29 protein-coding genes are annotated in these 19,172 nt (G+C 69.5%); 3 read left to right on the top strand and 26 right to left on the bottom strand.

Features of this window, described 5'->3' with window-relative positions; genetic code table 11:
* Positions 1-151: 151 nt before the first annotated feature.
* The 6 genes from AOK18_RS35110 to AOK18_RS07075 are packed head-to-tail and all read right to left on the bottom strand — an operon-like array spanning position 152 to position 4,915.
* The gene (locus tag AOK18_RS35110) at positions 152-1,135 is read right to left on the bottom strand and encodes a DNA cytosine methyltransferase (RefSeq protein WP_055693762.1); all 984 of its coding nucleotides are present in this window, start codon (positions 1,133-1,135) and stop codon (positions 152-154) included.
* Complete coding sequence (locus tag AOK18_RS07095; protein ID WP_055693761.1) at positions 1,132-1,422, bottom strand: hypothetical protein; 291 nt, start codon at positions 1,420-1,422, stop codon at positions 1,132-1,134. Before AOK18_RS07095 ends, AOK18_RS35110 begins: the two co-directional genes overlap by 4 nt.
* A 1-nt stretch (position 1,423) precedes the next feature.
* Positions 1,424-2,800 (bottom strand): replicative DNA helicase, encoded by a 1,377-nt coding sequence (locus tag AOK18_RS07090; protein WP_055693760.1) that lies wholly within the window; start codon positions 2,798-2,800, stop codon positions 1,424-1,426.
* Complete coding sequence (locus tag AOK18_RS07085) at positions 2,797-3,762, bottom strand: DNA cytosine methyltransferase (protein WP_079104876.1); 966 nt, start codon at positions 3,760-3,762, stop codon at positions 2,797-2,799. The genes AOK18_RS07090 and AOK18_RS07085 overlap by 4 nt, the downstream gene beginning before the upstream one ends.
* The gene (locus AOK18_RS07080) at positions 3,759-4,472 is read right to left on the bottom strand and encodes an ATP-binding protein (RefSeq protein ID WP_055693758.1); all 714 of its coding nucleotides are present in this window, start codon (positions 4,470-4,472) and stop codon (positions 3,759-3,761) included. Before AOK18_RS07080 ends, AOK18_RS07085 begins: the two co-directional genes overlap by 4 nt.
* Before the next feature lie 2 nt (positions 4,473-4,474).
* The gene (locus AOK18_RS07075; RefSeq protein ID WP_055693757.1) at positions 4,475-4,915 is read right to left on the bottom strand and encodes a hypothetical protein; all 441 of its coding nucleotides are present in this window, start codon (positions 4,913-4,915) and stop codon (positions 4,475-4,477) included.
* Positions 4,916-5,621: 706 nt separating this feature from the next.
* Here AOK18_RS07075 and AOK18_RS07065 point away from each other — a divergent pair.
* The gene (locus tag AOK18_RS07065; RefSeq protein WP_107100336.1) at positions 5,622-5,921 is read left to right on the top strand and encodes a type II toxin-antitoxin system Phd/YefM family antitoxin; all 300 of its coding nucleotides are present in this window, start codon (positions 5,622-5,624) and stop codon (positions 5,919-5,921) included.
* Between the two features lie 214 nt (positions 5,922-6,135).
* On the opposite strand, the gene AOK18_RS32915 is transcribed toward AOK18_RS07065, so the two are convergent.
* The 20 genes from AOK18_RS32915 to AOK18_RS06975 form a co-directional block, all read right to left on the bottom strand.
* The gene (locus tag AOK18_RS32915; RefSeq protein WP_055693754.1) at positions 6,136-6,384 is read right to left on the bottom strand and encodes a WhiB family transcriptional regulator; all 249 of its coding nucleotides are present in this window, start codon (positions 6,382-6,384) and stop codon (positions 6,136-6,138) included.
* A complete protein-coding gene (locus AOK18_RS32910; RefSeq protein WP_055693753.1) occupies positions 6,381-7,364 on the bottom strand; it encodes a hypothetical protein in 984 nt (327 codons plus the stop codon). The genes AOK18_RS32915 and AOK18_RS32910 overlap by 4 nt, the downstream gene beginning before the upstream one ends.
* Positions 7,361-7,561, bottom strand: a complete 201-nt coding sequence (locus AOK18_RS07050) for a hypothetical protein (RefSeq protein ID WP_055693752.1) — start codon at positions 7,559-7,561, stop codon at positions 7,361-7,363. Before AOK18_RS07050 ends, AOK18_RS32910 begins: the two co-directional genes overlap by 4 nt.
* 103 nt (positions 7,562-7,664) lie before the next feature.
* Positions 7,665-8,036, bottom strand: a complete 372-nt coding sequence (locus tag AOK18_RS07045; RefSeq protein ID WP_055693751.1) for a hypothetical protein — start codon at positions 8,034-8,036, stop codon at positions 7,665-7,667.
* Between the two features lie 83 nt (positions 8,037-8,119).
* A complete protein-coding gene (locus AOK18_RS07040; RefSeq protein WP_055693750.1) occupies positions 8,120-9,097 on the bottom strand; it encodes an ATP-binding protein in 978 nt (325 codons plus the stop codon).
* Positions 9,098-9,106: 9 nt separating this feature from the next.
* Complete coding sequence (locus tag AOK18_RS07035; RefSeq protein WP_055693749.1) at positions 9,107-9,949, bottom strand: PD-(D/E)XK nuclease-like domain-containing protein; 843 nt, start codon at positions 9,947-9,949, stop codon at positions 9,107-9,109.
* Positions 9,946-10,236, bottom strand: a complete 291-nt coding sequence (locus tag AOK18_RS07030) for a hypothetical protein (RefSeq protein ID WP_055693748.1) — start codon at positions 10,234-10,236, stop codon at positions 9,946-9,948. The genes AOK18_RS07035 and AOK18_RS07030 overlap by 4 nt, the downstream gene beginning before the upstream one ends.
* 122 nt (positions 10,237-10,358) lie before the next feature.
* Complete coding sequence (locus AOK18_RS07025) at positions 10,359-11,486, bottom strand: DNA polymerase III subunit beta (protein WP_055693747.1); 1,128 nt, start codon at positions 11,484-11,486, stop codon at positions 10,359-10,361.
* Complete coding sequence (locus AOK18_RS35105) at positions 11,486-11,617, bottom strand: hypothetical protein (protein ID WP_276205343.1); 132 nt, start codon at positions 11,615-11,617, stop codon at positions 11,486-11,488. The genes AOK18_RS07025 and AOK18_RS35105 overlap by 1 nt, the downstream gene beginning before the upstream one ends.
* 72 nt (positions 11,618-11,689) lie before the next feature.
* Positions 11,690-12,565 carry a hypothetical protein gene (locus AOK18_RS07020; protein ID WP_055693746.1) on the bottom strand — a complete coding sequence of 292 codons (876 nt, stop codon included), beginning with the start codon at positions 12,563-12,565 and terminating at the stop codon, positions 11,690-11,692.
* Between the two features lie 111 nt (positions 12,566-12,676).
* Positions 12,677-13,159 carry a hypothetical protein gene (locus tag AOK18_RS07015; protein WP_055693745.1) on the bottom strand — a complete coding sequence of 161 codons (483 nt, stop codon included), beginning with the start codon at positions 13,157-13,159 and terminating at the stop codon, positions 12,677-12,679.
* A 94-nt stretch (positions 13,160-13,253) separates the two neighbouring features.
* Positions 13,254-13,517: a phiSA1p31-related protein gene (locus AOK18_RS07010; protein ID WP_055693744.1), complete on the bottom strand. Its 264-nt coding sequence runs from the start codon at positions 13,515-13,517 to the stop codon at positions 13,254-13,256.
* Complete coding sequence (locus AOK18_RS07005; protein ID WP_055693743.1) at positions 13,514-13,714, bottom strand: hypothetical protein; 201 nt, start codon at positions 13,712-13,714, stop codon at positions 13,514-13,516. The genes AOK18_RS07010 and AOK18_RS07005 overlap by 4 nt, the downstream gene beginning before the upstream one ends.
* A gap of 1 nt (position 13,715) precedes the next feature.
* Entirely contained in the window at positions 13,716-14,060 is a 345-nt protein-coding gene (locus tag AOK18_RS07000; RefSeq protein WP_055693742.1) for a DUF6197 family protein, read from the bottom strand.
* Positions 14,057-14,191 carry a hypothetical protein gene (locus AOK18_RS35100; RefSeq protein WP_276205342.1) on the bottom strand — a complete coding sequence of 45 codons (135 nt, stop codon included), beginning with the start codon at positions 14,189-14,191 and terminating at the stop codon, positions 14,057-14,059. The genes AOK18_RS07000 and AOK18_RS35100 overlap by 4 nt, the downstream gene beginning before the upstream one ends.
* Positions 14,191-15,006 (bottom strand): hypothetical protein, encoded by an 816-nt coding sequence (locus tag AOK18_RS06995; protein WP_055693741.1) that lies wholly within the window; start codon positions 15,004-15,006, stop codon positions 14,191-14,193. The genes AOK18_RS35100 and AOK18_RS06995 overlap by 1 nt, the downstream gene beginning before the upstream one ends.
* Positions 15,003-15,752, bottom strand: coding sequence for a hypothetical protein (locus AOK18_RS06990; protein ID WP_055693740.1), 750 nt, complete (start codon positions 15,750-15,752; stop codon positions 15,003-15,005). The genes AOK18_RS06995 and AOK18_RS06990 overlap by 4 nt, the downstream gene beginning before the upstream one ends.
* Complete coding sequence (locus AOK18_RS06985) at positions 15,749-16,108, bottom strand: hypothetical protein (RefSeq protein WP_055693739.1); 360 nt, start codon at positions 16,106-16,108, stop codon at positions 15,749-15,751. Before AOK18_RS06985 ends, AOK18_RS06990 begins: the two co-directional genes overlap by 4 nt.
* An 82-nt stretch (positions 16,109-16,190) precedes the next feature.
* The gene (locus tag AOK18_RS06980) at positions 16,191-16,469 is read right to left on the bottom strand and encodes a hypothetical protein (protein ID WP_055693738.1); all 279 of its coding nucleotides are present in this window, start codon (positions 16,467-16,469) and stop codon (positions 16,191-16,193) included.
* A gap of 2 nt (positions 16,470-16,471) precedes the next feature.
* Positions 16,472-16,714: a helix-turn-helix domain-containing protein gene (locus AOK18_RS06975; protein ID WP_079104875.1), complete on the bottom strand. Its 243-nt coding sequence runs from the start codon at positions 16,712-16,714 to the stop codon at positions 16,472-16,474.
* A 251-nt stretch (positions 16,715-16,965) separates the two neighbouring features.
* Between AOK18_RS06975 and AOK18_RS06970 the strand changes: the two genes are divergently transcribed.
* Together AOK18_RS06970 and AOK18_RS06965 are read left to right on the top strand one after the other, a co-directional pair.
* Entirely contained in the window at positions 16,966-17,334 is a 369-nt protein-coding gene (locus AOK18_RS06970; protein WP_055693736.1) for a hypothetical protein, read from the top strand.
* 418 nt (positions 17,335-17,752) lie between these two features.
* Positions 17,753-19,147 carry a hypothetical protein gene (locus AOK18_RS06965; protein WP_055693735.1) on the top strand — a complete coding sequence of 465 codons (1,395 nt, stop codon included), beginning with the start codon at positions 17,753-17,755 and terminating at the stop codon, positions 19,145-19,147.
* Positions 19,148-19,172: the final 25 nt, after the last annotated feature.

Genomic DNA, 19,172 nt, shown 5'->3' with positions numbered 1-19,172 from the left:
ACCCACCGGGAGTTGCGCCGCCAGCCGCGGTGCTTCTTCAGCAGCCGGCGCAACTCCCGGTGGGTGTGCGGCTCGAAGCGAACCGGCCAGTGCCCCTCAGGCGCCGGACAGTCGGAGCCGTCGCAGAGGATCACCAGGTAGGCGTCGGCGGTCACGCGGCCACCTCCAGCGCCGGACGAACGGCGGCTTCGATGAGCGCGGCGGCGAGCGGCGACGGGCAGGCGTTCCCGATCTGCTGGCTGATGTCGCCGCCGGACCACGGCCAGTCGGCGGGGAAGCCCTGCAGCCGGCCGGCCTCGGAGTGGCTGAGCCGCGGGAGTTCACGGCCGTCGGGGTCGACGAGCCGCAGTCGGGAGATCTTCCCGGTCACGGTGAACGCCGGCTCTCCGCTCGTCCGCCTGCCGCGGTTCTTCGGGTCGCCGCCGGTGCCGTAGTTGGAGACCACGGTGAACGGGCCGCGGTCCGGGAGGGCCTCCCCCATCGACACCCACGGCGCCAGGCGGCCGTCTCCCGCGTCCTGGGCGATCCCCCGGCGGTAGGGGCGCCTCGACGGCTCCGGGAGCGCCACAGGCCCGCCCAGGCGCGCCACGAGCACCGCCCGACGGCGCGTCTGCGGCAACCCGTACTGCTCGGTGCGCAGGACACCGGTCGCCACCGAGTAGCCCTCGGCGCGCAGGACTTCGGCGCAGGCGTCCCACACCTGCTGCACCTGCTGCACCTGCTGCACCTGCTCGAGAACGATCGCCCCGTAAGGCTGGCCGGCGTCCGCGGCCTCGAGCACCCAACGCAGCGGCTCGAGAACCAGACCGGTGCGCTCGTCACCGAGCACGGCCGGGTCGACCGTCTCGCGGGCACCCATGCGCTTCACCGCGTCGAGGACGTCGGCGAGGGCGGCACGCCCCGCACCGGCGCCGGCCACCGTCCACGTCTGGCACGGCGGACCACCGGCGAGCACCGTGGCGTCGGGGAAGTCGGCCGGGCCGTACCGGCGGACGTCGCCGTGCACGGTGGCCAGCCCTGCGGCCACGCGGGTGGCGACCGCGTTGGCGTCCCACTCGATGCCGACCGACGGAACACCACGGAGGGCGGCGCCGTGGTCGAGACCGCCAGGGCCGGCGAACAGGTCGACGATCATGCGGCGGTTCCTTCCTGGGGCCGGTGGCTGGTCTGGTTGCCGGGGTTGCCGCCGCACTTGGCGCACGTGCACACGCCCGGCGGCGGGGTCGGGCCGGAGGCGGCGGTGCCGAGGGGCCAGCCGCCGACGTGGGCGATGCGGTAGCCGGGGTCGGGGACCGCGGCGAGGGCCGGCTTGGCGGGCTTGGCGTCCGGACGGGGCGCCTGGCTGGTGAGGTACTTGAAGTAGTCGCGGAGGCTGCCGTCGGCACGCATCGCCGCGATGTCCTCAGGGCTGGGCTGGTTCATCTCACGTCCCTGCCATGTCGATCATGCGGGCGAAGTGGAGTTGCGCGGCAACGGTGATCGTCGCGGTCGGTCCCCCGCGGTGCTTGCCGACGATCAGGTCGGCCTCGCCGGCTCGAGGGGATTCCTTCTCGTAGGCGTCCTCCCGGTGCAGCAGGATGACGATGTCGGCGTCCTGTTCGATCGCGCCGGACTCCCGCAGGTCGGACACCATCGGCTTCTTTTCCTGCCGCTGCTCCGGCCCACGGTTGAGCTGGCAGAGCACGATGACGGTGATCCCGAAGTCCTTGGCGATGAGCTTGAGGTTGCGGGAGATCTCCGCGACGGCCTGTTGCCGGGACTCGGCCTTCGGCGCCTGCATGAGCTGCAGGTAGTCGACGATGACGAGCCGCAAGCCTTGGGTGCGGACGAGGTTGCGGATCCGGCCGCGCAGCATCGGCAGAGACAGCAGCGCCCCGTCATTGATCCACAGCGGTGCGGCGGCAATGTCAGGGGCGTGCCGGGCAGCACGCGCCATGTCGACGTCGGAGACGATGCCCTGCTTCAAGTGGTGGAGCGGGATGCGGGCTTCGGCGCACAAGATCCGATCGGACAGTTCGTCCTTGCCCATCTCGAGCGACTCGAACAGGGTGGGGATCTTGTTCTTGATGGCGGCGCCACGCGCGAAGTCGGCGGCAACCGTCGACTTACCCATCGCCGGCCGGGCGCCGATGACGACCAACTGGCCGGGAGCCCAACCGCCACACAGCAGCGCATCCAGGTCCATGAACCCAGTCGGAATGCGCTGCTCGTTCGTGGGCGGGGTGGTGGCCCGCTCCAGGCTGTCGAGGAGCAGGTCCCCGATCGGGGCCATGTCGGCGTCGTCGGGAGCGCGGACCACACCGTCGAGGTCGGCCTGGATCGCGGCAACGTCGGTGTCCTCGTCGAACGCGGGCGAGGAGCCCTTCAGGACCGCGTCGTAGCCGAGCGCCACCACGCGGGCGGCGACGGCCTTCTTCGTGATCCGGCGGGCGTACCAGGCGGCGGCGCCGGGGTGGGCCTGCTGGTACAGGTCGAGGAGGTGCTCGACCGGGGGCACGCGGGTGGCCATGCGGCCCTCGGCATGCCAGGTCTCGAGGAGCCGGTGCACGGCGAGGTGCCTCAGTTCGCCGGCCTTGAACTGGGTCTGCAGCTCCTCAACGGCCCACCAGGTCCACCGGTAGGCGTCGGTGGTGATGTCCGCGGGGTCGAAGCCCTCAGCCCCGAGCTCGTCGACGACGTTCGGCTGCTGCATGGCGGTCGCGACGAGGACGCGCTCGGCTTCGACGTCTCGCGGCCGGTCGGGGAGGGCAGGCGCGGCGATGGTCTCGTCGGGCGCCCACATCTCGGTCTCGGTGGTCACGCTGCGATCTCCAGGGTTCGGGCAGGGACGGTGGTGGCGGCCTCGCGCAGCGCCTCATAGGCCGCGACGGCCTGGAGGGTGACGACGCTGTTGCCAGCCCGCTTGATCTGCTGCGGACGCGGCATGTCGACGTGACTGGTGATCAGCCCCTCATCGAGGCCCATCACCCACTCGGTGAAGGCAGCCGACAGGCGGAGGTTGCCTCGCGCGTCCGGCGCCGTCGGCGCGGGCGCGGGCCGGCCCAGAACGCGCTCCCAGCGGCGAATGGCGGGGGCGTAGTCGTGGCCCAGCTCGGGCGCCCGCCACTGGTCGTCCAACCTCACGGCGATTCCGGGCAGGTAGTAGTTCCCCGCGCCGTCCCGCTGGTTCGGCCCGCCGTTCGGGCCGTCGGACGCCTTCGGAGTGGGCAGCAGCCGGGCCACGGGCTCCACCGTCGGAGCGGGCGCCGGAACCTCGACCGTGACGCCAGCGCCCGGCACGGCGTACCCGAACCAGCGGGGCCGTCCGTGCGGGGCACCCGCCGAAGAGGCGTGCGTGATCGTCCAGTACAAGTCGCGGCCCAACCGATTCAGATGGTCGGCGACCACGTCCAGGCCCCGGCGTTTCAGCGCGGCCACGTTCTCCAGGAACACCTCGTCCGGATCTATCGCCTGGATCGCGGCGGCCACGTTCCGCCACAGGCCCGAGCGGGGGTCCTCGAGGCCGAGGCGGTGGCCGTTGTTGCTGATGCCCTGGCACGGCCAACCGGCGATCAGCTTCCGGACGTTCGGGTAGCGGGCGGCCACCGAGTGCAAGTCGACGAGGTCGATACCGCCGAGGTTCTCCACCCCGGGCAGCAGGCCGGCCATCACCTGGGCGGCGTAGGGGTCCTTCTCGGCGTACACGACGGTCTCGGTGCCGGTGAGCCGTTCAACAGCGCGATCGAGAGCACCGACGCCGGAGCAAAGGCTGACGTTACTCACGCGGCTTCACCCCGGCGGCGGTCCGGACCCTTGAAGACGACGCGCTCGCACATCTCGATCAGTCGGCTCGTCACGCGGTCACCGAGACGGGCGCTGATCTCCTTCGGCACCAAGTTCGAGGTGATCAGCGTCGGCAGGTGGTGCTCGTACCGCCAGTTGATGAGCCGGAAGTTGACCTCTTCGGTGAACTCGGTCGGCTTCCGCTCCGCACCCAGATCGTCGATCAGCAGGATCGAGGCGTCCCGGTAGCGGCAGAACTCAGCCTCCGAGTCGATGCCGTGACGGGGGCGCAGGGCCGCGTACATGTCGGCGGCGGTGGTGACGACCCAGCGGGCGGCGATGCCGGTGAGGGCGAGCTCCCGGATCGCGCCGTAAGCCTGGTGGGTCTTGCCGGTCCCCGTAGGGCCGAGCATCAGCAGGGAGCGCCCGTGGGTGATGGCGGCGACCGGGGCGGACCGGGCGGCCTGCGCCTCGCGGGCCTCGGCGGCGAGCTCCGCCACCCAGGCGAGGACTTCGGGACTGTCGGCGATCGCGTCGCGGTAGTGGAACGGGATGATCTCCGCCGCCCTGGCGATCGAGTAGCGGGCGACGTTCGCCGGGCTGTGCGGGTCGGCGTCACCGGAGTTCAGCCAGTCGAGGCTGATACCGCGGACGGCGAGCAGCTTCTCGAGGTGGAAGCGCTTCGGGTTGATGGGCGGGGTCCACTGCATGGTCAGTTCCATCCCTGGTCGTAGTCGGAGTCGTTCTGCGGGTTGTTGTGCGGCTGATAGCCGCCAGAGACGGCACGGAGCTGGGGCCGGCCGGGCTGGGGATCGGACTCCTGCTGCGGCGCGTGTTTGTCCTCGTAGCGGCGGTCACGGACCCAGTTGGCGGACCGCTTGACGTACTGGTAGTCCTGGCCAACTACTTCGCGCGCATAGGCAAGGGCGGCTTCGCTGATCTTCTTCGGATCGACTCCGGAGAGGACTGCTTCAGTCCAGACCTCGAGGGTCTTGTCGTAGTCCTTGCTCTTCGGGTGGTTGTGCCAGAAGCGGCCGAACTCGAGCTTCTGCTCGGCGGTGATCTCGCGAAGCGGTGCGACGACGGCGATAGAAGATGTCTTCTTCCCCGTGTTCTCACCGTGTTCTTTAAGAGACGTACCACCGTGTGGCACGTCGGAGTGAGCTGGGCGGATGCCCGTTTCCGCAGGTGAGTCCGGGGTGCCAGTGGGTGGCACGTCGGTCCCACCTGCGTTTTCGCCTGTTTCCGCAGGTCGCTCCGACGTACCAGCGTGTGGCACGTCGGTGGCATCCTCCGACGTACCAGCGTGTGGTACGTCGGTCCCACCTGCGGGAATGCCCGTTGTCCCAGGTCGCGCCGACGTACCACCTTGTGGCGCGTCGGTCTGAGCTGCGGAAACGTTCGTGAGGGTGAGGACGGTGCCGTACCTGCCGCCCTCAAGGAGCTCTCGACTCGCAGTGAGGTAGCCGTACTCCTTGAGCTCGGCGAAGGCGGCCCGGAAGGCTCGCCGGCCGGGACTGTTCTTGCCGTGCTTGGCGACCGACGCGCGCCACATGTCGTCGGCGGTCACCTCCCAGCCGTCGGGCCGGCTGAGGAGTTCGACGAGGATGCCGCGGGCCATGTGGCTGAGGCGGTCGTCTCGCACGGTGGCGTTGGGGACTTGCAGGAAGTCCCTCGTCAGCCTGGTGTGCCGGATCCTCACTTGATGCCTTCTCTCGAGAGGGGTGTCTCTGGGTCGATCAGCTGGTTTGGGACAGCCCTCATGGGGGCGAGTGGGCCTCTTGGTGCGAGGCTTCGCGCTTGAATGAATTGTACAACGCGACGGGGATTACAACAGGGCTTGTGTGTATCCTGGTCTCATGAGTGAGTCCGGGATTCGACAGATGGGCGTCTCCGACGTCCGCGCGAACATGACCGAGGTCATCGCCGAGGTGCGCCTGCTCGGCACCCCCGTTGCGCTCACCCGCCGGGAGAAGCCGCAGGCCATGCTCATCTCCATGGACCGCTGGAAGCAGGCCGCCCTCGATGCCGAGGTGCGCCCCTTCCACGACGACGTCGTCCGCCGGCTCAAGTCCCTGCTCGAGGACAAGGAGTTCGCCGACGTGCTCGAGCGGAAGGACCCGACTCTGCATGAAGTCCTCAGCGCAGGCGCTCTCTGACATCCCGCCCCCTCTCGGTTTCCCTCCGGGCCCCGCGGTTGCGGGGCCCTTTGTCGTGCGGGTTACTGGCTGGTGTTGTGGATCAAGCTGCGGGGTGTGTGCTGGTCGCATCGCCAGCCGGCGGCGTAGAGCCGGGCGGGTTTGCCGCAGAGGGGGCGGCCGGTGTCGCAGGTGCCGGGCTTGGCTGGCGGTGCGGGGGTGGGCTGCTGCTCGGTCACGCGGCCTCCCCGAGTTGCTTCTGCTTGCGTCGCTGGTTCTGGCTGGTGCCGCCCCAGATGCCGCGGATCGCGCCGCCGTCGTGCTGCTCGAGCGCGACAGCGTGCGCGGCACAAGCGGCGGTGACGGGGCAGCGCTGGCAGATGCGTCGGGCGGTGTGGCTGCCACCACCGGCGAGATTGTCGATCCACTCGTCGGGGTCGACCTGGGCGCACAGGGCGGAGGTCATCCACGCGTAGCGGCTCATGCGGCGACCGCCTCGGCCGCCGGGTGGCGGAGCATGGCTTGCTGGAGGTGCTGGCGGGTGACGCCGAGGCGTTCGGCGGCCTGGTCGATGCCGACGTCGTAGGCGAGGAGTTCGCGGGCGTCGGCGGCGAGGTCTGCTTCCCGGGTGCGCGCCTGGGTGCGGGCTTTGCCGAGTTCGGCCCAGCGTTCGTTGTGGGTGAGGTGGGCGCGCTCGGCCTTCCACTGGGTGTGGGCGGTCTCGCAGGCCGGGCAGGCGGGGATCTTCTCGAGGCGGTGGAGCCACCAGCCGCGATCGGTGCCGCAGTACCCGGTCCAGTCGGGGACGGCCGTCGGGTCGTCGATGGTGTCGTCGTCCCATGCACTGGGGGGCGCCCAACGGTTGTCGAGGGCGTGACGGATCACGCGTGTCCGGGACCGGCCGGCAGGTGCGGGCGTCTGGGACAGCTGGTCGTACAGGTCGTTGATGCGGCGCACGAGCCCGTATCGGACGCTCGGCTGACTGCCGTTCGCGATGGTGTGGACGCGTTTTTCTGAGGTGGCAAGCAGGATCGCGATGTGGCGGCCGGAGTAGCCGAGCATGGACAGGGCTTGGAGACGGCGCCGCGGCCCGGTGGCGTCGATGTACATGCCGGGGCTGGGTTCTGCGCCCGGCGCGACGGCGAGGATCTTGTCTTGGGTGGTGCGGTTGATTTCGGTGCGCTGGCCGCTGATGAGGAGTTGCAAGCCGCGGTCGTCGCATCCGGTTGCGGCCTGGATCTGGCTCCAGGACATGGTGACGCGGAGCTTGCGGAGGTGTTCGAGGGCGGGGGTTGCGTCGACGCGGGCTGCCCGGCCGAGTTGGCGGGCGACGTTGAGGCGTTTGCGGGTCTTCAGCTTCGCTTCGCGGCAGGGCGGGCAGGGGCACGGGGGTCGTCGGCCGGGGCTGCCGTTACCGCGGGCGTAGGTTCCGTGGGGCGGGAGCGGCTTGGCGGCGGTGGTCACGGTGTCTCCTTCCGGGTGTGGTTGGCGTGCTGCTCGAGGTGGTGCAGCCCTTGCCGGACGCGTCGTTGTTCGGCGGCGTGGAGGACAGCGCCGAGGCCGCACCAGGCGGCGACGCAGGCAGCGGCTTCGGCGGCGATGACGCGGGCCAGGCCGTAAGCGGCGAGCTGGTTGAGGTACCAGTCGACGATCGGGCTCACGGCCGCCTCCCGGGGGTGCGGGCCGGGCGGGTGATGAGGGCGAACACGACGGCGGCGATGCCGGTCATGGCGACCAGGCAGGCGAGGAACAGGGCGGCGGTGGTCACGCGGCCCTCCGCTCTTGCGCGCGGGCGGCACGCTGGGCGGCTATGCGGCGGCCCTTGGCGGTGAGCTCCCAGACGGCGATGCGGTGGGCGTGGGTGTTGGCCTGGGTGGACGGCACCGTCCGGCCGGTGTGGGCGATAATCCCGGCGGTGCGGAGGCTGTTGATGGCGGCGCCGAGGTAGCCGTGGCCGAGTTCGGGCAGGACGTCGCGGAGGTCGTTGCAGGACCATTCGTCGTGCCGCTGGCCGAAGTGGAAGACGGCCTGCTCGACGATGTGCTGGTCCCAGGTGGACTGGTCGGCTATCTCCTCGAGGAGGAGATCCTTCTCGGCGTTGGCGAGGCGTTCGGCGGGGGTGAGCTTGCGGGCCATGGCTGGCTCCTTCAGGCTGTGGTGTGCTGGGTGGTGCCGGGGTGGCCGCATTACGGGTGCGGCCACCCCGACGCGTGTGCGGGCTACTGCTGGGCGTTCTTGAGCGCGATGCCGCGCTCCTTGATGTAGGCGCCGAGGCTGGTCGGCTGACCGGTCTCCGGGTGCATGAACGGCGAAGCGAGTAGGCCGCGCGACTCGACCTCGCGGTACAGGGCCAGCAGGCTGTCGGCGGTCGCGGTGTCCGACTGCGCGTCGTCGATGTAGGTGGCCGGGTCGACGGTCTCGGTGCCGTCGTTCAGCCAGTCGAGGAACGGCTTGGCGATGTCGCGGATCCCGTCGGGCTTCTCCAGCACCTGCTGGTGGAAGGCAGGGCAGCGGGACTTGAGGAATCGCAGCCGGTTGTTGACGTCCATCTCGGCGACGACGCCGAACTCGTACTCGACGCCCTTGCGCTGCTCGGCGCGCATGCCGACGGCGACGGGCTCCTTGCGTCCGCGGTCGTTCTCCTGCAGCACCCACTCGGTGTGGGAGCGCATGGTGGCGATGACGTGGCCGGGGTACGACAGGAGAGCGTCGATCATCTCGTTCTGGATCGGCGTGCCGTCCTTCCAGCCGGCGAAGCTGTTGCCGCCGTACTTGGCCTTGGCCTTCTCGACCTGGTCGAGGGTGCCGTCGGTGCCCTTCCAGAAGTGGGAGAGGGAGTCGACGACGACCGTGCCGTATCCGGCCTTGGCGGCCTGGGCGAGGGCTTTGACGAGGTCTCGCGGGTCGTAGCGGTGCATCGGGCAGGAGTCGAACTGGATGCCGTTGACGCCGAGGTAGAGGCTGGCGGATTCGCGTTCGGTGTCGATGATCGCGAACCGCTCGCCTCCGTTGAGGCCGTGCGCGATGTTGAGGGCGGTCCACGTCTTGCCGGAGCCGGCGACGCCCTGGATGGACATGCGGGCCTTGACGCGGTCGCGGGTGGCAGGCCGGAAGGTGAACGGGCTGTCGTCGTACTCGTTGGTCTGCGACGGCTGGTTCTGGCGGCCGGCGCGGACCGGCTGACCGAGCTGGGACATGTGGTTCTCCTAGGCGTACTGGCGCTCGACCCACGAGGGGAGAGCGGTCATCGGGTTGGGCGGGTAGCTGGGCCATTCGTCGCGTTCGCGGCAGATGGCGTAGGTGTTGAGGGCGACCTCGTTGAGGTGGCGGCCGATGCCGCGGGCCATCGGGTCGCAGGTGGTGACGACCACGAGGTAGGGCGGGTCCTTCTCCTGCAGCACGAACTGGAACGGCTTGTCCGGGTCGGCCACGTCGAGGGCGATGCCGGCGTCGACGTACCACTCCTGCTGCTGTGCGTAGCCGTGCTCGTGGAAGGACTTCTCGAGGTCTTCGCGGCGGCAGGAGCGGGCGGTCTTGTAGTCGACGATCTGGCCGTCGTCGCGGAGCCAGTCGAAGCGGGCCCGCCGCCAGACGCCGTTGTCCTCCCAGAACGCGGACTGTTCGGCGACCCCGCTGCCGGGCTCCAGCAGGCGGGCGGCTTCCTCGTGCTCGCGCAGGGCGGCGGCCATGGCGTGGACCTGCTCGAGCTCGTGCCGCTTGAGCGAGATGTCACCGGCGGCGCGTATGGCGGCGACCTCGGCCTTGATGGCGTTGGTGTTCCACTTCTCCGCGTCGACGAGGACCAACTCGGGGCCGTCGTCGAGGACCAGGCGGTGGGCGGCGGTGCCGAGGTCGAGTGCCTTCGTGGCCGGCTCGGGGTTGTCGAGCCAGTACTTGAACTTGGCCGGGCAGCTGCTGGCGAGCTTCTTCGCTCCGGTGGAGGAGAGGCTGCCGCCGGGGATCGGGTCGCTGTGGTACAGCTCGGCGTCGATGTCGTACAGGCCGGGCTCGACCTCGGCCGGCGCCTCGACCTCGACGGCGGCGGTCACTGGGTCCGCCTACGGGCGAGGTTGTCGACGATGCTGGCGGCGGACTCGCAGCCGGGAAGCGTGCGGAGCGTGGTGGCCGCGTCGTTCAGGACGGTGGCCGCGTAGTTGTTCATGAGGCGGAGGGCGTTGCCGTCGAGGTGGCCGCCGTCCTCCAGGGCGCTGCGCAGCTCGGCCGCGGGGGTGCAGTCCTCGCAGTGGCCAGTGTTGGGGTCGAACGGGCCATCGGTGTTGCCGCAGCTCCGGCAGCCGAGCGGCCCGGTGGGTTTTGCGGTGGTTTCGGTGCTCATGTCCTCTGCTTTCGGGTGTGCGAGGTGGTGGGCCGCCGCCCCGGGCGGGGGGGGTGCCGCGGGGCGGCGGCCCTTCGGATGCCGCAGCGCGAGGCGCCAGCGGTCGGTATGGGAGGTGTGGGCTACGTGAGGCGGACGGGCATGCACACGGCCCGGTAGGTGTCGGTGGCGGCCCCGCTGCCGTCGACGGGATGGATCAACACCGGCTTGCTGGGGGTGGTGAACCAGACCTGCACTTGGCCGTCGATCGGGGTGAGCAGGGAGGACAGGAAGCCGGGCCGGTAGCCGGCCGAGAACCCGTCCAGGTCGGTGATCTCGGCGTCCACCCGGGATGCGCCCTTCGATCCCCCGACGCCGCCCGCCACCGTCACCTGGTCACGGTCGAAGGAGAGGGTGATCGCCTGCTCTTCCTTGTCGTTGACCAGAGCGGCCCGCTTCACGGCCCCCAGCAGCTCTGCGGCGTCGGCCCGCATCCAGCCCGAGGCTGCCGCAGGGTTGGGGAAGAAACCGTCGATGCTGGGGAACGGGGTGGCGACGGTGCGGCTGGTCACGGTCAACGTGTCGTTGGCCAGTGCGGCGACGGTGATGTCGCTGGTGAAGGACACCCGGACCGGGCCGCCGGCCAGTTGCTTGCAGGTGGCGGCCAGGTGGGCGGCGGGCACCAGCAGGTCACCGGAGGCGTCGCCGTCCGGGGTCCACGGGAGCCGGTGCCGCACGATCCGGTACCGGTCCGAGGCGGACACGGTCAGGTGGTCGCCGTCGGCGGCAACGTGCACGCCCCGGAAGCCTTCCAGGCTGCCCGCCGCTTCCTTGTCGGGCATGGACGCCTGGGCGGCGTGCACCACGGCTGCGGCCAGCAGGTCGCCGTCCACGGTGCCCGCCGCGGCGGGTGCCTCCGGCAGGGCCGGGTAGTCGCGGCGGTCCATGGTCGGCAGCGTGAACGTGGTGCCCGGCGCGGTCAGCGTCAGCTCCTGGTCGTCGGCGACCACGTCCACGGGCCCGGCCGGCATGGCTGCGGTGACGTCGGCGAGCAGTCGGCCCGACACGAGGACGTGGCCGGTCTCCAGGACGTCGGCGGCGAGTGCGGCTCGGGTGCTGGTCTCGTAGTCGAACCCGGACAGGGTCACCGAGTCGCCGTCGGTCTCCAGCAGGAGTCCTCCGAGGAGGGGCTGCAGCGGGTTGTTGGGGAGGCGGCGGTGAGCACGCTTGGCCGCCTCCGCGAACAGCTTCTGGTCGATGCGGATCTTCATCAGGCGGCCTCGGCCTGCTGCTCGACCTCGGTCTCGACGGCCGTGTCGTCGGTGTCGCCCCAGCGGGGCTCGGGCTGGGCGTAGCCCTCGGTCTTCAGGGCGGACAGGGGGAACAGGTTGAGCTGGTCCATTTCGGTCTCCGTGGGATGCTGGTGGTGGACTCCCGCCCGGCGCCTCCGGGCGGGGGTTCGTGCGTTGAGAGGTCAGGCCGCCTGCTCGGCGGGGCTTCGAGACGCCTTCTGCCAGCACTGCCAGGGGCGCAGCCCGCTCGCGGCCAGTTCCGACGCCTGCCCGATCAGTGCGGTGGCGGTCGAGGTCACCTCGTCCTCGTCGACCTCGCCGGCCGCGATGAGTGCGCCGGTCGGGCCCTGTAGGTCCAGCCACCAGGTGCCGTCGACCGGGTAGGCGAGGACACGAGATCGGGAGCCGCTGGGCTCGTGGATGTAGTAGCTGCCGCCGCCCATCTCCGCCCAGTCGCCGCCCACGAATGCGGGCTGCTGCCTCTTGATCGGGGTGGCGTGGGCGACAGTGAACAGATCGCGCAGGTTGCCGTCCCCGGCCAGTGCTTCATCGACGAGCCGGATCACGTCGTCGGCGGACACTCCCGGCTTGTCACGGAGGACGCCGACGACCGAGCGTCCACGCTGGACAAGGTTGTAGTGGTTGTCGAGGCGCCAGTCGCCGCGGTCCTCCTCCAGCAGCTTCAGCATGTGCTTGACGCTGGACGCGACCTCCCGCAGCCGGGCGATGTGCTCCGGCTTGGGCTGCGACGGAACCATGTCCAAGGCGTCGACGAGGCGGCCGGCCTCCCGGATCTGTCGTTCGACAGCCTGCGTCGCGACGATGTCGATGCGCTCGCGCAGCGCCTGGTTCGTGGCCTCTCGCACCCGCTCTCCGTACTTGCGCTGCTCGGTGAGCAGCCGCATGTACCGGTCGTTGGTGTCGATGCGGTCCCGTTCGGCGCGCTCGGCGTACTGGTTGAGCAGGTCGAGGTCGGACAGGTGGTCGACGTTTTCGCCGAGCCGGGCGTACTCGTCGCGCAGTGCAGCGATTCGCTCGGCGGCTGTCTTCGTGGTCACGGGATCCCTCCATGGGATGCCGGTGTCGGATCCCCGGGCGGTCGCTTCGCTCGGGGGTTCTTCTTGGGCGCCGCCCTCGCCGGCCGGTGTCTTCCGGCGGGGCGGCGGGTTTCAGGCGGCCGGGAGCGGCTGGGTGTCGTCGTTGCCGCGGTCGGTGACGGGGCCGAGGAGTCCGGCGTCGCGGGCCGCCCACAGGGGCCGCACGTCGATGGGGGCGGTTGCCTCGTCTTCGGGGCCGTCGACCGGACGCACCATCGGCGGCACGTCGATCGCGGTCGCATTGGCTTCGGCGGCGAGCTCGACGGCGAACCGGGCCTTGAGTGCGGCGAGCTCGGCATGCAGCTGGTCGTTCTCGGCGTGCAGGTCGTCGAGGTTGGCCAGCTGCTGGACGACGATCTCCTCCGCCTCGGCCTGCTTCCTGTGGGCGTCGGTGACGTCGTTGTGCAGGAGGGCGATCTCGTCACCGGCCTCGTGCAGGAAGGTCAGGGCCTTCGCCAGGTCGTCCCGCACCTCGGCGAGCTTGTCGACGGCGCGGCGCCGGCCGGTGCCCTTCAGGGCGGGTATCAGGTCGCTGAGGCTCTCGGTGAAGCTCACTGCTGCTCCTGGCGGGCTCGGATGCGGGCGGAGATGGGCTCTCCGAATCGGAGAAGGAAGAGGGCCCCGGCGGCGATGACCACCGCCGGGATGGTCACGACGCCACCGGCTGCTGAAGGACGTGCCGGTAGAGGGCGGCGGTCGCGCGGCGGGGAGTGGGGATGAGCGGCCCGTGCGTGGCGTACAAGTCCGGGAGGGAGTAGAACGGCGGGGCCAGGAAGGCGTACTCGTCCGGGGATCCCATCAGCGGCTCGCCCGCCTCGTTGTAGCTGCCGGTCCAGCGCCATTCGACGCCGGTCACGTCGAGGTAGGCGATGTCGAGGCCGAAGGTCGTGCCGTCGTGGAGATAGGTGTTCACGGCGTCTCCTGCTCGTGGGTGCGGAGCCAGTGGCGGCGGTGGTTGTAGCGGACGTGGACCTGCTCGATGCGGTCGACGAGTTCGGTGAACGTCCACGGCTTGACGCCTCGGGCGCGGCGGGCGAACTCGGCTTCGACGCGGGCGATGGCGTCCTGCTCTAAGTCGGCGAGCGGGCGGGGCTCGGCAGCGGTCGCCATGTCAGGCCACCTCGCGGGCGAAGCGTTCGAAGAGGTCGATGACGTCGGCGGCGGTGCGTTCCTCGGCGTCGTTCCACTCAGCGATGCGGACCACGGCTGCCGCCTCGTTGACCGGCCCGAACATTCGGCTGGCGAAGTCCACGATGATCGGGTCGACCTCGTCGACCGTCGGCACCGGGGATCCTGTGGTGGCGACGGACAGGGCTCCGACCGTGCACACCGGGCACTCGGATGCGGCCAGCTCGATACCGACTCCGGTTTCGGGCCGCCCCCAGTAGGCGCCCTTGTAGTGGCCGTTCGCTGCGATGACCTGGGCAGCCTTCCGGTAGATGTCGGCGAGCTTCACGACGCCTCCTCGGCGGTCGGGTTGGGCTGGGGGTTGGTGGTGTCGTCGGCGGGGGCGAGGAGCCGGCGGAGGCGGTCGACGGCGGCGTCCACGCGCTGCCGGGCAACCAGGGCCCGCATCTCGGCGGTCATCACCAGCACCTGCCGATCTCCCGCAAGGAACCGGTGCGCTCGCGGACGGAGTCGGTGGTGTCATCGCCATCGAAGGCTCCGGCGAGCTTGCCGATGTACCTGATCTCGCGGTCGCTGCTGAGGGAGAGCCACGCCTCGCCGTTGCCGTCGATGTAGATGCGGCGGCGGCGGTCGTTGGGGTCGTCCTCCCCAGTAGCGGCCTCCAGCTCGGCGAGCCGGTCCCGCATCTCGCGCAGTGCTTCCGCCGCTTCGGACAGGGCCTCGTTCGTGGTGTGCCGCTCCGCCTTGAGGCGCTGGACCTCCGCCAGCAGGGTGGGGACGTCCTCCCGGGCGTGGGCCATCAGCTCCCACTCGGAGTTCGGCAGGTCGCGAAGCTCGGTAGCGGGTCCGGCGCCGGTGTCGAGTCGGGACACGTAGAGGCCGTGTCCGCAGTCGTCCTCGCAGCAGCCACAGGACTCGTAGGCCAACGTCCACGGCCCCCGACTGGTGGCAGCGACGCGGGCCGTGATCTCCGCGAGCCGCTGGTCGTCGAGCGGCTGGGGCTGGTCGCCGACCGGGGCAGACAGGGCGGGCGCGGCGGTCTCGGCGGCCCGTGCCGCCTCCCACTCGCCCTCGGACACGACGTCCACGTGGGTGAGGTTGATGCGCTCGTAGCCGTCGACCATCACGACCGCGACGCCACCGAAGACGGATGCCTCACTGCGGGTGCGGGTCACCAGACGGGTGTCCTTCGGGTCGTCCTCCGGGCGGCAGCCCGGGTAGGCGAACACCGGAGTACCGACCGGGTACAGGCGGTTGAAGGTCTCGGCGTTCACGCGGCCACCGCCTTCCGGGCGGCGTCGTGCAGGTCGATGCCGTGGCGGATCGCGTGGCAGCAGTGCAGGAAGCCCGGCGTGAAGTCCTTCAGCCGCCACTCGTGCCAGTCTGCGAAGTAGTACGGGTACGGTCCGCCGTAGCCCTCGGGTCGGTACGAGAAGTCGGCCAGCGCCTGGTGGGCCTCGGACTCGAACTCGATGTTGTAGCCGGCCATGTCGCTGAAGAAGTGCTCGTGGACGGCCTCCCGGAGTTGCCGGTTAGCGGCCATCCACTCCGGGCGGATCTGGCGGGACAGCCACTTGCGGAGACTGGGCTTCGCGTCGATCTCCTCGGGGTCGAAGCCCCGCTCCTTCGCCTGCTGCCAGACCCGGTCGGCGAGGTCGTCCCGCATCCACTGCGCGAGCGTCGACGCGATCTCCGCCTTCAGCAGCTCCGGGTCGAAGCCCTCGATCTCGTCGCGGCCGGCGCGGACCTTCTCGCCCCAGTAGCCGGGGTTGATCTGCCCGGTGAGGGCGGTGCGCCGGAACAGGTCGAACATGTCCGGGGTGGCGTCGATGTCGAAGTGGAACGTCCACCCCGCCTTGACGACGAGGTTGTACGGCCACGTGATCAGCTCGAACGGGTAGCGGCCGAACGGCGAGTCCGCCGTGCCCTCGAACCGCAGGTGCCGGTAGAAGCCGTCGTCGTGCAGGACGGTCATCGTGTGGCGGGCGAAGCGGGCCGCGATCTCGGGGTACTCGCTCATCGGGCCGCCTCCTCGAAGAGGGCGTTGATGGTCTCGTTGTGGGCGTCGGCGGCGGTGTTGAAGCAGTCGATGCACAGGAACGTGACGGGCAGCTCGTAGTCGGGCTCGTGCCAGGGCTGGGCGGGCGGCTGGAACCGGAACAGGCGGCGGGTGTGACCGCAGTCGGGGCACTCGCCGTCGTGCGAGGTGCCGACGATCAGGGCCTCTTCCTGGCGGAGGAGTTCGGCCTCGTGCTGGGCGTAGGTCAGGCCGCAGTCACACGGGCCGGGCCGGAAGATCGATCCGTGCGGCGGCTGGCACGGGAAACTGTGCTTGCACAGCGAGACCTTTGAGGTCTCGGGCTGGGATGAGATCATGGACGTTGCGGTCCCTTCGTTGCGTGCTCTGGATGGGGATCGTTCGAGGTCGTCCCGGCTGCACGGGGCGGCCTCTTTGCCGTCAGGCGGCGGCGCGGGCCGGCGTCTTGGCCTTGGCCATGGAGCGGCGCAGGCGGGAGATCTTCGCGGGCTCGGCGGGGATGCGGCACAGCTTGCGGATCTCTTCGCGGTCCTCGGGGCTGAGCCACTTCGCCCGGCCCATGCGGGTGTGGGGGAAGCCGTGCTTGTTGAGTCCGTCGAGGAGCCAGCGCTTGCCGCAGCCGAGGTCTCGGGCGGCTTCGTCCGGCGGCAGGTAGCCGTCGCGGCGCATCATGGTCTCGGTGTCGGTGGGGGTGGACATGATCACCTTCTTTCGGGGGGTATGTCGGTCGGACAGATCTGGTCGTCTGTCGCGTCGAGGGCTGTGCGGAGCCGCGTGTAGCGCTTGGGCCCCATCCGCTCCCGGATGCCTGTTTCCAGCCGTTGGAGGTAGCTGCGGGAGATGCCGGCCTTGTCGGCGGCTTCCTGGACGGTGAGGCCCTGGCTCATGCGCTGCTTACGCAGGGACGGACCGTGCACCTGGTAGGTGGCTGGGGGTCTTTCCATGCAGAGAATCTACGTGTTTCTACGAGTCTCCGCTACCAGTACCACGCAGTAACATGCGTATGCTCGTAGATTCTCGCGCGTAGCCGCACGGTTGCAGCGAGCAATCACGTAGACGTTCCGGACATAAGCAAGGGTGTTCCTGGCTGTTCCTACGCGCTCCTGCGATGATGTGAGCCATGGCACCCCGACATGACAAAGCAGCACTTCAGAGGCTCGCAGCGCTAGTAATCAGACGGCGCTCCGAACTCAACATGCACAAGGTGGACGTAGCGCGCGCCGCGGGCATGCAGGTGAATACCTACAGCAAGGTCGAAGAAGCGGAATCCGTGCGTTCTACGACATACACGCGGATCGAGCCCATCCTCGGCTGGGCCAGCGGCAGTTGCTTCGACATCCTGGCGGGAGCCACACAGGCGACCCTCCTCGAGGGGGCGGTGGAGCAAGCCGCAGTCTCCCCGGTGTGCCCCGAGGATCTCGCTGAAGACGTCGGGGCGGTCGTGCAGGACGCCGCGGTGGCGATCAGCGACACGTTGACGGCGGCAGAGATCCGCGAACTGAAGCGGCGCGTGGTCAGCGAAGTGCTGGAACGGTGGGAGAAGCGCGGTATTGATCGCAAATGATCAATTTCGACGTACAACCTTTCTCGTTTATCGTTTCGTTACCCACAGGACTACGCTGATGTAGAGAAAGCCTGGTCACAACAGCGCGTCAGCATGGCAGCATCTAATTGCACTTGGGAGGTTCCCTCTCACCCGAAAGGGGGAGCCCATGCACGAGATGATCACTGTCGACCTGGGGCCGGACTTCTACGCGTTCCATGGTCGAATAGCTGGGAAGATCGTGTGTGTTGCGACGCCCCAGGTCGAACACGATGCACAAGCACGACGCATCGTCCAAGACCTGATCAGGCGTCAAGGAGGCGACTGCGCCGCTTGCCGGTCATGCGTCATCGGCCAGCACCAGTAGCGCAGCCGCAGCGGTGGGGCCGGCGGCAGGGGTGCCAGCCGGCCACCCGCAACTGGACCCAAGGGGCAGCACATGGCCTACGTCGAGTGGCGCGGCAACACCTGTCGAGTCGTCTGGAACACACGCAAGAAAGACGACCGCGACAAGTGGATCTATGACCAGAAGGGCGGCTTCACCGACGAGACCGAGGCCAAGAACTACGGCCTGGACCGTGAAGCCGAGATCCGCAACGACGCCTACATCTCCCGCCGCGACGGCTCTGTCACCGTCGCCGAGTACGCCGAAACCTGGGTCGACACCCTCGACGTCGGGCACCTGCGGGACAAGGCGATCCGGTCCATGCTGCGGCTATACATCCTGCCCCGCTGGGGAGAGACCGCGGTCGGTGACATCCAGCCGTCCACCTACCGGGCCTGGAAGAAGCAGCTCAAAGCCCTGCCCAATGTGGGCGAGAAGTACGGGGAGGAGATCCTCACCGTCTTCTCCATGCTGATGGACGACATCGTCGACGACGAGCTGCGTAAGACCTCCCCCGTACCGAAGGGGAAGAAGCAGCGCCGCGGCCGGTACAAGAAGAAGCCGCGCGAGCGGAAGCGCGAGATGCGCATCGAGGACGTCCACCAGCTGGCGTGCAACGCGCTCTCCTTCTGGGGGCTGGACGGGTTCGTGTTCGTGTGGACGATGGCCTGCACCGGCATGCGGCCCGCCGAGCTGTACGCCCTGCGCCGCCCCTACTCCCACCCGACCTGGCCGGCCTCCGACCCGCTGGACGATCCGGCTGAGGAGGACCGGGAGGAGCGACACGCGGAAGACCTCGAGAGGTACGGGCCCGACCTGATGCCCGCGGTCCGCGTGCAGTGGCAGCACCAGCGCCAGGACGGCGCGCTGAAGCTGTTCCCCCCGAAGTACGAGTCGCGGCGCACCCTCGTGCTGCCGTCGTTCCTTGCGGAGCTACTGGAGCTGCTCCTCGAGAGCCATGACGGCGAATTCGTGTTCCGGTCGATCTCGGGTGGGCTGCTGGCGAACGCGAACTTCACCTATCACTACTGGCGGCCGATCGCGGACGGCCGGCCCGCCTCGGAGGGGTTCGAGCGGGTGCGGCTCGGGCAGAAGCAGACGGTCGCGTCGCGTCGCCCTGTCCCCGAGCTCCCGGCGACGAGCTACAAGGGGAAGCGGCTGTATCTGCTGCGGCACGGACACAAGGAGTGGATCGACGAGGCGGGCGGGGTGCACTCACGGATCGCGGTGGAGACCCGGATGGGTCACGAGGTTGCCGGTGTCGAGGGCTTGTACGCGAACGTGACAACCGCGATGGAGCGGCGGATGATGGATGCATTGCAGGAGCGCTTCGAGGGCTTCGTGCGGGAGACGGTGTGGGAGATGGCTGTGGCTTCTCCCAGTTGTCTCCCAGATGGCTTGGCCGAGTGGTGGAACCGGCAGGTCACAGCGGCTGAGGGCGCTGGTTGATGTACTGGTTCATGAAGTTCATCAC

It is taken from the genome of Streptomyces prasinopilosus (genome assembly GCF_001419695.1).
GTDB classification, from domain to species: Bacteria; Actinomycetota; Actinomycetes; order Streptomycetales; family Streptomycetaceae; genus Streptomyces; species Streptomyces prasinopilosus.
The sequence above is the reverse complement of the archived record's forward strand: the minus strand, read 5'-3'. Positions and strand labels throughout refer to the sequence as shown.

Coding starts and splice junctions, on each gene's coding strand:
- AOK18_RS06975 (WP_079104875.1), bottom strand. CDS start 16,714: ATGGAAAGACCCCCAGCCACCTACCAGGTGCACGGTCCGTCCCTGCGT.
- AOK18_RS06985 (WP_055693739.1), bottom strand. CDS start 16,108: ATGATCTCATCCCAGCCCGAGACCTCAAAGGTCTCGCTGTGCAAGCAC.
- AOK18_RS07040 (WP_055693750.1), bottom strand. CDS start 9,097: ATGTCCCAGCTCGGTCAGCCGGTCCGCGCCGGCCGCCAGAACCAGCCG.
- AOK18_RS35100 (WP_276205342.1), bottom strand. CDS start 14,191: ATGACCGCCGAGATGCGGGCCCTGGTTGCCCGGCAGCGCGTGGACGCC.
- AOK18_RS07045 (WP_055693751.1), bottom strand. CDS start 8,036: ATGGCCCGCAAGCTCACCCCCGCCGAACGCCTCGCCAACGCCGAGAAG.
- AOK18_RS06980 (WP_055693738.1), bottom strand. CDS start 16,469: ATGTCCACCCCCACCGACACCGAGACCATGATGCGCCGCGACGGCTAC.
- AOK18_RS32915 (WP_055693754.1), bottom strand. CDS start 6,384: ATGAGCCGCTACGCGTGGATGACCTCCGCCCTGTGCGCCCAGGTCGAC.
- AOK18_RS07025 (WP_055693747.1), bottom strand. CDS start 11,486: ATGAAGATCCGCATCGACCAGAAGCTGTTCGCGGAGGCGGCCAAGCGT.
- AOK18_RS07065 (WP_107100336.1), top strand. CDS start 5,622: ATGAGTGAGTCCGGGATTCGACAGATGGGCGTCTCCGACGTCCGCGCG.
- AOK18_RS07005 (WP_055693743.1), bottom strand. CDS start 13,714: ATGGCGACCGCTGCCGAGCCCCGCCCGCTCGCCGACTTAGAGCAGGAC.
- AOK18_RS06990 (WP_055693740.1), bottom strand. CDS start 15,752: ATGAGCGAGTACCCCGAGATCGCGGCCCGCTTCGCCCGCCACACGATG.
- AOK18_RS06970 (WP_055693736.1), top strand. CDS start 16,966: ATGCACAAGGTGGACGTAGCGCGCGCCGCGGGCATGCAGGTGAATACC.
- AOK18_RS35110 (WP_055693762.1), bottom strand. CDS start 1,135: ATGATCGTCGACCTGTTCGCCGGCCCTGGCGGTCTCGACCACGGCGCC.
- AOK18_RS06965 (WP_055693735.1), top strand. CDS start 17,753: ATGGCCTACGTCGAGTGGCGCGGCAACACCTGTCGAGTCGTCTGGAAC.
- AOK18_RS07095 (WP_055693761.1), bottom strand. CDS start 1,422: ATGAACCAGCCCAGCCCTGAGGACATCGCGGCGATGCGTGCCGACGGC.
- AOK18_RS35105 (WP_276205343.1), bottom strand. CDS start 11,617: ATGGACCAGCTCAACCTGTTCCCCCTGTCCGCCCTGAAGACCGAGGGC.
- AOK18_RS07030 (WP_055693748.1), bottom strand. CDS start 10,236: ATGAGCACCGAAACCACCGCAAAACCCACCGGGCCGCTCGGCTGCCGG.
- AOK18_RS07080 (WP_055693758.1), bottom strand. CDS start 4,472: ATGCAGTGGACCCCGCCCATCAACCCGAAGCGCTTCCACCTCGAGAAG.